This window comes from Psychrobacter sp. ANT_H56B (assembly GCF_008369245.1).
Lineage (GTDB): Bacteria > Pseudomonadota > Gammaproteobacteria > Pseudomonadales > Moraxellaceae > Psychrobacter > Psychrobacter cryohalolentis.
In genome coordinates this window covers 484,188-497,179 of the sequence record NZ_VOBF01000001.1, presented here as the reverse complement: position 1 = coordinate 497,179, position 12,992 = coordinate 484,188, and the positions used below count along the sequence as shown (strand labels likewise).

Annotated in this window: 11 protein-coding genes and 1 other RNA gene; 10 read left to right on the top strand and 2 right to left on the bottom strand. The window is 42.0% G+C overall.

Translation table 11 applies throughout. The features are described from left to right. Positions 1-225 precede the first annotated feature (225 nt). Positions 226-438 (top strand): hypothetical protein, encoded by a 213-nt coding sequence (locus tag FQ082_RS02025; protein WP_133104485.1) that lies wholly within the window; start codon positions 226-228, stop codon positions 436-438. Between the two features lie 164 nt (positions 439-602). Here the strand turns inward: FQ082_RS02025 and FQ082_RS02020 are convergent, their stop codons facing one another. Next, positions 603-2,027 carry a L,D-transpeptidase family protein gene (locus FQ082_RS02020; RefSeq protein WP_149491848.1) on the bottom strand — a complete coding sequence of 475 codons (1,425 nt, stop codon included), beginning with the start codon at positions 2,025-2,027 and terminating at the stop codon, positions 603-605. Positions 2,028-2,405: 378 nt separating this feature from the next. Here FQ082_RS02020 and prmB point away from each other — a divergent pair, with 378 nt between their 5' ends. Together prmB and aroC are read left to right on the top strand one after the other, a co-directional pair. Then, positions 2,406-3,581 (top strand): 50S ribosomal protein L3 N(5)-glutamine methyltransferase, encoded by a 1,176-nt coding sequence (gene prmB, locus FQ082_RS02015; RefSeq protein ID WP_149409562.1) that lies wholly within the window; start codon positions 2,406-2,408, stop codon positions 3,579-3,581. Positions 3,582-3,642: 61 nt separating this feature from the next. Then, a complete protein-coding gene (gene aroC / locus FQ082_RS02010; RefSeq protein WP_149491847.1) occupies positions 3,643-4,746 on the top strand; it encodes a chorismate synthase in 1,104 nt (367 codons plus the stop codon). Between the two features lie 43 nt (positions 4,747-4,789). Here aroC and FQ082_RS02005 read toward each other — a convergent pair whose 3' ends face one another. Next, a complete protein-coding gene (locus FQ082_RS02005) occupies positions 4,790-6,154 on the bottom strand; it encodes a glycerophosphodiester phosphodiesterase family protein (RefSeq protein WP_149491846.1) in 1,365 nt (454 codons plus the stop codon). A gap of 159 nt (positions 6,155-6,313) precedes the next feature. On the opposite strand from FQ082_RS02005, the gene FQ082_RS02000 reads away from it, so the two are divergent. The 7 genes from FQ082_RS02000 to FQ082_RS01970 all read left to right on the top strand — a co-directional run bounded on the left by FQ082_RS02000 (position 6,314) and on the right by FQ082_RS01970 (position 12,946). Then, a complete protein-coding gene (locus FQ082_RS02000) occupies positions 6,314-6,985 on the top strand; it encodes an alpha/beta hydrolase (protein ID WP_149491845.1) in 672 nt (223 codons plus the stop codon). Between the two features lie 85 nt (positions 6,986-7,070). Beyond that, positions 7,071-7,429: a transfer-messenger RNA gene (ssrA, locus tag FQ082_RS01995) on the top strand. A 163-nt stretch (positions 7,430-7,592) separates the two neighbouring features. Then, entirely contained in the window at positions 7,593-8,834 is a 1,242-nt protein-coding gene (locus FQ082_RS01990; RefSeq protein WP_149491844.1) for a tyrosine-type recombinase/integrase, read from the top strand. 53 nt (positions 8,835-8,887) lie between these two features. Further along, the gene (locus FQ082_RS01985; protein WP_149491843.1) at positions 8,888-9,943 is read left to right on the top strand and encodes a GTP pyrophosphokinase family protein; all 1,056 of its coding nucleotides are present in this window, start codon (positions 8,888-8,890) and stop codon (positions 9,941-9,943) included. A gap of 116 nt (positions 9,944-10,059) precedes the next feature. Continuing rightward, a complete protein-coding gene (locus FQ082_RS01980) occupies positions 10,060-11,490 on the top strand; it encodes a hypothetical protein (protein ID WP_149491842.1) in 1,431 nt (476 codons plus the stop codon). A 464-nt stretch (positions 11,491-11,954) separates the two neighbouring features. After that, positions 11,955-12,239, top strand: coding sequence for a helix-turn-helix transcriptional regulator (locus tag FQ082_RS01975; protein WP_149491841.1), 285 nt, complete (start codon positions 11,955-11,957; stop codon positions 12,237-12,239). 2 nt (positions 12,240-12,241) lie between these two features. Beyond that, the gene (locus FQ082_RS01970) at positions 12,242-12,946 is read left to right on the top strand and encodes a helix-turn-helix domain-containing protein (protein ID WP_149491840.1); all 705 of its coding nucleotides are present in this window, start codon (positions 12,242-12,244) and stop codon (positions 12,944-12,946) included. Positions 12,947-12,992 lie beyond the last annotated feature (46 nt).

Below are 12,992 nucleotides of genomic sequence, written 5' to 3'. Positions count from 1 at the left end.
GGTCTTCCTGAATAAAATTAGACCAGTACAAAGGGTGGAAAACTTTTAAATAAAAGGCGGTTTGGGGTTAGTAAAAACACTTATTATAAATCAATACTTTTAATAAGGTTATCAATAGTAATTACTTACTATGATTGGGCTAAGCATAAATAATAAAAGACTTACTATTAGTGTGGATATAGTGTATAAAGTAGTTATACCCATAATAAAAGTAAGGAATAAATTATGAACTGGCCACTTTTTTCTGTTGTCTATTCAATGGCAGCAACTGTCATCATCGGTCTCTTTATGATCGGCGCTTTGGTCATGGGTTTTAACCAGATTCCGCATATTCAAATAGCAGTCGCTATCGGTTTCTTAGTTTCTATTCCCACAGCATTATTTTTCACCAAAAAAATTGGCAGCATTACAGGTAATGAAGAGGGTTACAAAGCATAGATTGCGGTAAAAAAGATCGTAGTATCATTTAATCGAGCATTTTATATATGCTATTCATTTTATTTATTACATTTAAAATTTTGGTACTGAATCTTTTGGAATATAATAAAAAAAGACCTTGATACGATGATCAAGGTCTTTTTTATTGCGTACTATCTATTGAACTATTTTAGCTCAACGGTTGCGCCATTTTCGATATTGGCATAAACCTCTAAAACGTCCCAGTTAGTCAAACGCACACAGCCTGCTGATGCTTGGCGACTGATACCTTCTGGCTTAGGTGAGCCATGTAAACCGTAAGAAGGTTTAGATAAGCCCATCCATACCACACCTACGGGACTGTTCGGTCCTGGTGGTAACATATGTACTTTTTTATCTGCGCCTTCACCAACAGTTGCTTTATACCACGGCATTTTTACTTTATTAACGATTTTAAAGGTGCCCTGTGGTGATGGCGTGCTGTCACTACCGACAGTTGTAGGATAGGTTGCAACCAGCTTGTCATCATTATAAGCATAAAGGGTTTTATCGGCTTTATTGGCGACGACACGATTGATACGCTGCTTAAGCGGAGCACGCGTATTTAACACAGTAATGGTTTCACCCGCTTTATATTGTTTGTTTTTATTTAACTTGTCTAAATAACGCACATCCATATGGAAGCGCTCACCAAACATCTCTTTGATGTCTTGATAGTACAAGCCTTTCATTTTTGACTTAGCTTCTGAGCCTGCAGGCATAGTAGCAAAATTGGTATTCACATCATCTTCAGTGATGGTATAGGTCACTAAAACTGGCTTGTTAGCTGGAATATTTTTATTTAAAGCATCCCATGTTTTTTGATCCATCTTACCGTTTGCTGGCAAGCCTTGCATGGTTTGGAAGTTGATCAGTGCTTTTTTACTGTTCATGCCCCAGCCGCCATCAATAGCGCCCGGAGACGCATGATTCCAATCGAGCAGCGCCTGCATTTTGATAGTCATAGCTGAGTTAACTTTCATACTCGGTGTCCATGTGGCACCGTTTACTTGTTTGGCATAATTAGACAAATTCAGCGTGGTATGTTTTTTACCATCAACATCGGCGATACTTTTGATAGAAGTATCCGTTGCACTATCAGCCATCGCAGAGCTAGGTGCTGATACCGCTTGACCTTCGCTAATATCGTCACTGTCTGATTGCTCATCCTTACGAGTCAATTCCTCTACGGTCATATTGTCAGCGGTAACGGCGACCGATGCTTTCACTTCAGCGTCCTGCTTGGCATCAATCAGCTGGGTCATACGGTCCGCTGATTTGGCTTTATTCGTATCTAGTTTTACGGACGTACTAGAGTCGACGACTGAGCTAATGCGACTTTCTTGCACATTTAGACTGACTTTTTTCGCAATACTAGGAAGCGAGTCAGCTGTGCGTACAGGTAAAGTGCGTGTACCATCAGTAGGTGCAGCAATAGCACTCATACTAACAACAGCGATAGATATAGCGGTGATAAGAGGTTTTATTTTCATCATATTTATATACTTGTGGTGGCTGCTAATGAGGCTATTATGCGCATAATTTGGATGCTTCGCAAACTTTTGACACATATTTTTTCGTTTAAGACTTGCCAAACGTCAACAGTTGACGTATTCACTACAATTAAGCAAGAGTTGAGTCAGGCTAGGGCTGCCTTTTTTACTCAATTAACAGTTACCACAATACGCTATGAGCTTTAAGGTAGTGATATATGGCTATGCTAAATCAGCCTTTTTAACCGTTCTGTTAAAGCCATGGGCTACTTAATTGTAAATACTGCTGGAGATTTTTGTTGAAGTAAAAAACACAGTCATTGGCGCATCATCTTGTTTCCGTCTATAATGTGGAACGAGATTTTTATTTAATAAATTGGCTGTTCAGTGAAATCATTGAAAGCGATTTAACCCATCCGCATGTAGTCAGTGAGCATGTAATCAGCAAGGTGCGATATGTCAGAAGACCAAGTAATGAGCGCAGAAGAATTTCAAAATCAATACTTTAATGATGATGAGTCACAAGGTATCAATGATGATATGGAATACGATTTAGAGACAGGGCTGGTCGGTGAGCACGATGAATTTGCGACTTTGCGTGCGGAGCTTGAAGAGGCACGTGAGCAACTGGTCACTATTCGTGACTTTATTCGTTTTTCAGTGACGCAATTACGTAACTATGATGTGGTTGTCGCCCAAGGCACCACCGATGAGTTTGCCGAAGCATCTGCGATTGTATTGCATTCTTTGTCTTTGGATTGGTCTGCCAATGATCAGATTCTGGACTGTCGTTTGACCACCTCAGAGAAGCAATTGGTTCTAAGCTTGTTAGAAGAGCGTATCGCTGAGCGTAAGCCATTAAGCTATTTGATTAATCTGTCTTATTTCTGTGATTTGCCGTTCTATGTCGATGAGCGCGTATTGATTCCTCGCTCACCTATTGCTGAATTGATTCGTCAGCAGTTCCACCCATATTTTGAAGTGAGCGAGCTGGCAAAACCAATAGGCGTAAGTGTCAATAATCAAGCGCCGGCTTTTTATGATCATGGCTTAGAAATTAAACAGCTATCACAGCCCGAGCGTATTTTAGATTTATGTACCGGTTCTGGTTGTATTGCTATTGCGCTGGCGACTCGTTTTGTCGATGCACTGGTTGATGCTGTAGATATTGATAAAGGCGCGCTAGAAGTCGCGATGGTCAACGTCGATCATCATGACCTTGGTCATCAAGTCAATGTGATTGAATCTGACTTATTTGCCAAAATCCCTGCCGAAAATCAATATGAGCTGATTGTAACCAATCCTCCTTATGTTGATGCCGCTATCATGGCAGATTTGCCACCAGAGTTTTTATATGAGCCTGAGCATGCACTCGCTGCTGGTCAAGATGGTTTGGACTTGGTACATCGTATCTTGTTTGAAGCGCCAGATTATCTTAGCCCAGAAGGTTTGCTAGTCTGTGAAGTGGGCGATAGCGAGTGGGCGTTAAAACAAGCTTATCCTGAGATTCAGTTTGATTGGCTAAGGTTTGCTCATGGCGGTCATGGCATCTTTGCGATTACCTATGATGAGCTTATGAGCTATCGCTCATTATTCGCTAATTATGTACAGTTACTAGATAACAATCAATAAATCACGATTGATACTATAATTCAAACAGTCAAAAATCGACTTCATTTGTTTAAGGATAAATATGGCAGGCAACAGTATTGGGCAGGTCTTTACCGTCACCACCTGCGGTGAGTCGCATGGTGCAGGTTTGTTGGCAATCGTCGATGGCGTGCCACCAGGTTTAGCCTTATCCGAAGCCGACTTGCAAATAGATTTGGATCGCCGTAAACCGGGTACTTCTAAGTACTCGACCCAGCGCCGTGAATCTGATGAAGTCGAGATTATCTCTGGCGTCTTTGAAGGTAAAACGACAGGTACTTCTATCGGTCTACTGATTCGTAATACCAATCAAAAATCTAAAGACTATGGTGAAATTAAAGATACCTTTCGCCCTGGTCATGCCGATTATACTTATAGTATGAAGTATGGCTTTCGTGACTATCGTGGCGGTGGTCGATCATCGGCGCGTGAGACTGCCATGCGTGTAGCGGCAGGTGCTATCGCCAAGAAATACTTGCTAGAGCGCTTAGGTGTGCAAATCCGTGGTCATGTGTCCCAAATTGGTAATGAGTACAGTAATGTCCTAAACTCAAGCACAATCGATTGGGATTTTGTGAATAGTAATCCGTTTTTCTGTGCGGATGCCGATGCTGTCAGTCGCTTTGAGACCTTGATAGATAGTTTACGTCGTGAAGGTACGAGCTGTGGTGCCCGTCTTGAGATTATTGCAAGCGGCGTACCAGTTGGACTTGGTGAGCCGGTATTTGACCGTTTAGATGCCGATATTGCCCATGCCATGATGAGTATCAATGCCGTTAAAGGTGTTGAGATTGGTGATGGTATGGCAGTGGCAGGACAATTTGGGCATAGCTCTCGTGATGAAATGACACCCGATGGTTTTACCGCCAATCATGCAGGCGGCATCTTGGGTGGTATCTCATCAGGACAAGATATCCGTGTCAGTATTGCACTGAAGCCAACCTCTAGTATTACTACGGCTGGCAAGAGTATCAATACAGAGGGGGAGGCGATTGAAATGCTGACCAAGGGTCGTCATGATCCTTGCGTTGGTGTACGTGCAACACCTATCGCCGAAGCTATGTTAGCTATTGTGTTACTGGATCATTATCTGCGTCATCGTGGTCAAAATGCTGATATTAAGCAACCAGTCCAATCGATTACTTAATGTCTTTATGTCTTTATAATATGAGTAGGGTTAACCCTTTATATTACTTCAAACCTTTACAGTTGGCATAGTAACTGACCGTTGCTGGCCAATCTGAGAAGATGCCTTTCACTCCAACTTCTTGCGCCAGCACATCAATGACATTCATGATGTCGCCATCGTTATTAATAGCGTCGCTAAGCCCACTATAATACCAGCCACCACCATTTTTTAATGGCCCTGACCGTTCAAGCGACCACGTGAGAATGTCGAGGCCATTGGCTTTGGCTTGTAAGGCATATGCCGACGGTAGCAGCTTGCCATTACCATCGCTGGTGACCAATAGCCAAGTTGCGGGGGCAATGATATTAACGCCGCGCGCTTTCAGCTCAGCCAATGAATGCTTCCACGTCGTTGGGTCGTTTTTATCAAATATTTTACCCGCCGCGCTCTCGTTGCTATCATCGATGAGGTAGACGGCATTGGTGGCATAGTTCGGTTCGTTATTAATCCAATAGTCAATATCTGCAAGATTAAATGACTGCGGGTATACATCGCTGGCGGGCACGCCTGCAACTTTATAAGTATCAATCAGCTGTTGACGATAAGTATCTAAACTATAGCCATTAAATGGCATAGTAACCACGGGTTCTTTGAGCTCAGGTGTATGCTTCATGCCCAAGCTACTGGTAAGTGCTATATGCTCTTTTAATGTCAATACCTCACCATTTTGCGAATACAAATCCGTTCGCCATGGGGCAGTCGCATTCATGTAGGCACTAATACTGGTGGCTTTCGGATTAGCGGCGTCCATTTTTCCCGTTAAGCTTTTAAAATCCCTGACGCTAATATCTGAAGTGCGACATTCAATATCGGCGGCGTTGGTGAGAGTTCCATTAGCATCTATTATAGGTGGGACACTACATTGATTCGCTAATGGTGTGGCGACAATATTGGTCGTGGTATGCAGATCGTTTTGGGCATGGCGACATACCAGCTCACCATCATTAGTAAAAGCCACATCACACTCTAAAATGCCTGCACCCATTTGTGCTGACGCTACATAGCCGTCATAAGTATGCTCAGGAAATTGTAGAGGCGCGCCGCGATGGGCGATAGAGAAACCTGTCTTGCTAGGTGTTTGACCCTTACATGCCAGCAACTCATCTTTTAGCGGGCTGTCATCCATATCGTTGACCAGATAAAACGGTCGAACGCCATAGGTATAAGCTAGCGTCTGTATAGGTTCAATCGTTGGCGGTAGAGTAGGTGGTACGATCGCTGATGAACTGTCATCTTCATTACAGCCTATTAATAAAAAAGTGCTGATAATGACTAAAGGTAAAGTAAAACCTTGGCGTCTGAATCTATTCATCACTGCGTTATGCAGCTTCGCCCGCTCATTCGCTGAATTTTTTGAAATTGTCATGTAAACTGTCCTCATAAATGTGCATAAATCATCATTACTAATTTTATGGTTACTGACTTAGCTCCTAAAATATAGGGTTATGTTTAAGGAATGATGACAACCAAAGTAATTTTGTAATATTAATTTTGTTTAAATTTTGACTCTCATTAAGGATAATTAATGAATAAGTATCTAGATGCCGTTATTGTCGAACACAATCCTGCAAACAAAGCGATTAATCGATCCGTGATTTGGCTGCATGGTTTGGGTGCTAGCGGTCATGACTTTGAGCCAGTAGTGCCGCAGCTCGGCTTAGCGGATGGAATGGCAGTACGGTTTATCTTTCCGCATGCACCCAACCGCCCAGTGACGGTCAATGGCGGTATGGTCATGCCCGCATGGTATGACATCTTGGAGATGAGCCTTGAGCGCAAAGTTGATATTGCGCAGATTGAAGAGTCCGCACAACAAATCCATGACTTGATTGCTCGTGAAATCGAGCGCGGTGTGAAACCTGAACATATTGTGATTGCAGGATTTTCGCAGGGCGGGGCAGTGGCGTATCATGTGGCACTCGGTTACCCACAGCGCTTGGCTGGCTTGATGGCGCTTTCTACCTACTTTGCAACCAATGACAGCGTTCGCTATAGCGCTGTCAACACAGATATGCCAATTTTGATCGAGCATGGTACGCATGATCCAGTTGTTCCCGTTATATTAGGCGAACAAGCAAAGCAGTTATTATCAGAGAAAGGATATAATGTTGCTTATCATACCTATCCTATGGCACATCAGGTATGTATGCCGCAGATTCAAAATATCGGTAAATGGTTAAATACCATACTGGCTTAGATGGTTGAGCTGTAACGTAATGTAATACAGAGCTCTAATAGGTTGCAAGCAGCCGTATATATGCTATATAATCATCGACCTTATTGGGGATGTTCTGGCTTCGACGCTGGTGATGAAACTCAATGATGCATGTCGAGAGTATATGTCCTCTCGTTAATCAAACATATATTGTTATAGTCGCAAACGACGAAAATTACGCTCTAGCAGCTTAAACCCTGTTTACTTGGTTGCTGATCATCTACAGTTGGTCAACTAAGTTGAAGCGTCCGTATGTAGAAGCGCCACAAGTGATTGTCTCAATTGCTTGGGTTTAAAAGTAGAGAATCGGCTAATCCATCCTGACTGTCGGATCGGTGCAGACTAAAATTAAAGACAGAAACTAAACATGTAGATTCATGAGCGTAATGCTGGCGGACGCGGGTTCAACTCCCGCCATCTCCACCAAACAACGATATAGGGTAGACCGTCATAGACTGTCTGCCCTTTATTTTGGGCGTTTTTTAGGTTTTAAGTTCTATCCCGTCCTATGGCGTTCCGTATAGAATGTTGGTATTATTGTTGGTATTGAGCAGTACCAACATGGACAATACCAACAAAGGATAGGACCATGCCTTTAACCCATACCGCTATCAATAAGCTACAGCCCAGTAGCACGTCTATTGATACAAAGCGACCAGACAAGCACAGTGATGGTAACGGACTACAGTTATGGGTTCGTTATACTGGCGTTAAATCATGGATCAGTGCCTACCGCTGGCAAGGTAAGCAGCAAACTCTTACTATTGGCACCTATCCAGTAATGAGCCTTCAAAATGCACGCCAGCGCAATATTGAGATTAAACGCTTAATAGCGGATGGTGTGAACCCTAAAGACCATAAAAAAGAGCAGCAAGCCAATCAAGATGGTAAGAAGATATTTGATACAGTCGCCCAAGACTGGTATGCCGAACGTAAAACTTATCTAGCAGAAAGTACTTTCTCTCGCAATTACTCTGCATACATGCGTGATGTTAAACCTTCTATTGGCCATAAAAATATAGATGATATAACCGCGCCTGATGTCTTGGCTATTGGTAAGGCAGTAGAAGCACGCGGCGCTGGTGAAATGGCGAAGCGCACTATTAGAGAAGTTGGTCAAATATTCAAACACGCTATACGTAACGGACTTGCAATCCATAATCCCGCTACTGACCTTGCCGAAGCTATCAAACCGCGTAAAACCGTACACCACAGCCGTGTAACCTCTCAACAGCTACCTAAACTACTTCAAGATATTAACGCCTATGACGGTGATTTACTGGTCAAATTGGGCTTATGGTTTATGTGCTACACGTTTGTCCGTACCAGCGAACTACGCTTTATGGAATGGTCAGAGATTGACTACAAACACGGCCTATGGCGCATACCTGCTGAGAAGATGAAAGCCAGGCGTTTGCACATTGTGCCATTGGCGCCACAAGCAATGGCTATATTAGAACAGATCAAAGAGCTGGGTTTTTCGGATCAATATGTTTTCTTTAATACCTCAACACGTAAGCCATACAGTCAAAACGCTTTCATTACTGCCTTATGGCGTATGGGATATAAAGGGCGAATGACCGGCCATGGTTTCCGCGGTCTTGCCAGCACGACCTTGCATGAAAAAGAATTTATGCATGAAGCTATAGAGCTGCAGCTAGCACACGATAGAGAAAACAAAATTAGCGCGGCCTATAACGGTGCTCAGCATCTACCATACAGAATTGACATGATGCACCAATGGGCAAACTTCATCGATGATGCCTACGCTGGCAAGTTAGATAATGTCATTCATGCCAGTTTCAAACAACAAACACAAAAGCATGGTTAGTATCATGCTGCACCGACTATGATATAAAAATAATAACTAACGAGGGCAGAGCAATGACACACGTTGTACCAAGCCGCGAAAAGGTTAAAAAAGCTGGCAAAGTTTTAATTAAAGAAGATGCCACTACCGATGAATTTAACGATGCTATGGCAGTGTTGTCGCAGTGGCGTGCCTTGCATAGCTACACTATCAACACCTTTCAAGCAATGTTGCGGGGTAAGGTCAAGCAACTAGGCTTTAAGTCGCCCATCATCGCGCAGCGCCTAAAGCGCACGCCTTCAATCATCCGTAAGCTTAACCGCTTTCCAACTATGAGTTTGTCACGTATGCAGGACATCGGCGGCATACGTATTGTGTTGCCTACCGTTAATGATGTTTATCGTTTGCATAAAGAGATTATCACGATCAAGGCCCGCTTTGACCATGAGCCACTACTACCGCCCGTTGATTATATTGAAAAGCCAAAAGATGACGGCTATAGAAGTTTGCATCAAGTCTTTAAATATAAAAGCACGATAGCACCCGAACTTAACGGCTTATTCATTGAGCTGCAGATTAGGACGAAGTTACAACACTCATGGGCAACAGCAGTTGAAACGCTAGGACTGGTAGAGAAGTCGTCATTCAAAACAGGCGAAGGCGCGGAGGAGTTTAAACGTTTCTTTAAATTGGCTAGCGTGTTGTTTTCTCACCATGAAAGCCAACCGGTTATTGATGAGTTTGCAAATATAAGTTTTCCTGATATTGCTAGCGAGTTAATAACACTTGAGCAAGACTTACAGATATATGCCAAGCTTACAGGCTTAATTATTACCGGTAAACATATTGAAACAAGCAGCATCAAAAGTAATGAGTATCACGTAATGGAGTTAAACACCAGCGATGATAAGAGAGAGGTTAGCCTTATAGCTTTTACTAAAGCGCAGTTAGAGCTTGCCGAGGAATTCTATAAAATGCGTGAGATTGCAACGCAAGACAAGCCAAATATAGAAGTGGTGCTAATAGCGGCGGGTAACCTGAAGGACATTAAAAAAGCTTATCCAAACTACTTTTTAGATACTCAAGAGTTTATTAAAAACTTAAAGAGTATCTGCCACAAGCTGGGCTGATGCTCAGCTAAACACTTTGCAAGGCTAGGGCTGATCCCCCGAACGACAGCTATTCACACCCTTATGCTGTCACTGCCTTGCTCCTATTTTAATCAAAGGGTGTAGGGGTGTGGACCATGGGACTATTGGCTAAAGCTATACAGCAAGATAAGAAAAACTTTATAAAGCTATCTGAAGCTATAGCTATTATTGCTAATATTACTAATGATAGTGAAGAAGATGTAGTGCGTTTTTTTCATTGTACTTCCACGCCAATTTATGCGGAATGGCTTGAAGGAATAGAGCTATTCAGTGATAACGGTTATGGCGGATATTACTCAGATGGTGAATTTTTAATAGCAATAGATTATTCTGGTGGTATTAAGGATTACCATACCTTGTGCGAAAGCGAGGATTTCCGCAGCACTTATGTGGAAAAAGATAAGTTCTTTAGTAAGGATTTAATTGACATTCTAGGTGTGAGCTTTGATATAGAAAACTTTGAGCTATCAGAATTAACGCCCAGTTTTGAAAATGAAGAAATAGAAAATCCTATTGATAGACGAATGGAAGATAAACGTAGAAAATATATTGCTGTAAATGATTTTGTAAACAATTTGAGCAAAGGTGGAGACTTTAAAAAAGGTGGAAGCTTTGGAGCAGGAAATTCATTAAGAGTTGCCGTTGAGGAGATACTTGAGAATATCCCGTTAAATGATATTGATTTATACAAACTAGAAAGAAGAGAGTATTTATTAGCTTCTCAAGCGGAGAAATCTAAATATGAAAATTCTGCCGAGATATTACGCAGTTTTTACGATGTTCTCGATAGTGATCAAACGGGTCTAGTGTCATCAGATAGGGAGTTATTCAAGGGCTTTTACTTCAAATATTCAGAAGTTGGACATCTGATTGGTTCGGACTCTAAAGCTATTGAAATAGAAGATGCCGATCTTAGTACCAATGACGATATTGGTGCTAGTCAGCCAAAAAATGACGATGAAGTTAGTGATCAAACCGTTGAGAAACTTAAAAAGATGACTGCAGATTATGAACATCTTAGCTTGAAGTATGAAGAAGTTAGCTTAAGGTGTGAAGAGCTTGAAAGCCAAAAAAAGGGCCTTCTTAATAAGGTTGATCAGCACAAACAGGGCGATAGCGAGGAGCTGAAACAACATTGGGAAGCTGAAAGCAAAAAATATAAATATAAAATAGAAGAGCTTGAGACCATAATAAAAGAGTTTAGCGATGTCGAAGCATTAAGTCAGGATGGCGATTGGCAGCTATACAACTGGAAGGCAATGGATGGAAATCAATATCCACCTGAACTACATTTAGCGATCGAAGTTTGGAAAAGGTATTATAAAGCTAGTGATACAGAAGATATTACACAGTTTAATACAGGTAAGTTTAATCGAATAACTAAAGAATTACATTTAAAGGATGGTAATTTAAAAGATAGAATTAGAACGATACTAACTCCTTTAAAGAGAAAGAAGACCTCGACTGACCTGCTTGCTACTTTAAGAGATGTTGATATTGTTTATAACGATAAAATGACTGATTAAACAAGGTGGCACCTTAAGCTGCCACCCTACAGTATGCTATAGGATTTAGATGAGCCCAAACTTGGGCGCATCTAAACAGATACATCTATATTTGGACGTATCTAAATAGGTAATCCAAATATGGATGATCTTGATTTTAAAGAGGTTTCTCCAGCTGATCTTGGTTGCATTTGAAATGTGACCAAGCTTATAACTCTAAAACCTGCCAGCACAAACCCAAAAGAAAGGTGAGCTTAAATGCTCGCCTTTTTTATTGTCAAAAATTCAAATCATACAAAAATAGCATCCTATTTGGGATGAATTGGCTCACTAATTGGGGTGCTATTTGAGGAAGGTGCCACCCTACGCCAATGGTATTGCCTTAAGCGGCCACTATTGCCTACCACCATACCTCTAGTATTAGCATAACCATGTACCGCCACACCACGTTGCGACACGTAACCTATCAGTACGGAGTTATAAACATGACCATTACAGACACGCCAGTTATTCCTTTCACTTCTAATGGTGAAGATAGCGCTGAACAAGAGGCGGGAAACAGCCTTCTTAAGCATTTACCTCCTCAGGGAATGAGCCGAGCAAGCCAGCTGTTGCCATTTGTGCCTTTCAGTAAAACTACGCTTTTTGAGTGGTCAAAAGACGGACGTTTTCCAGCACCTATTAAGTTATCACCCACCATGACCGCTTGGCGTAATAGTGAAGTGATTGCGTGGCTTGAAGGGCAATCAGCAAACGTAGAAGGAGCATAACGATGATTACTCCACAGCAGACAGTAACAGCAACACAGATAGATATTATCAAGAAGCACTTAATGACCGGTGCAACTATATCAAAATTGGAGTCTTACGAACGCTACCAAATAATGTGCCTTGCACAGCGCGTACATGATCTACGAAAGGCTGGCATGGAAATACAAAGTAAATCCATTATCAAAAACGGCAAGCGATTTAACCTCTACTGGTTAGAGGAAGAAGAGCGTGCCCGGTACGTGAGCGGTAACACTCATACAATTACTGATGTTCACGGAACGAGCGCTGATGTGTGGCTGTCAAACGATGATATCGACGTTCTATTAAGCACCTTAACCGCGTGTTCTAAGGATATTAACCTACTGGCAAAGTTTGCTGATATAGAAAACACCGAAGAAGGTAATAAGATTAACGATTATTCGAAGGAAGTATCGGATATTGCCATGCGCTTCACACAGAATGCCGCCAACCCCAAGCAAAGTTGTAATAGCACCGGTACATGGTTTAAGCGTGAATACCTTGATAAATTAAAGCTATCTATCGATGGTACCGCTAATAGTCTGGGTGCAATGGTAGTAAGGTCACGACTTGTTGATGTTGGCGTAAGTGATGGTGTCAGTGATTCGTCAATGCGATTGTCTGAAATAAGCGTAAGTATAGAAAAGGTGATGATATCCACTGAAACAAGCGCAAGCGTAAAGGAGTAGATAAGCAATGAACAATAATAACAAAACCAACCTAAAACCCCTTAGT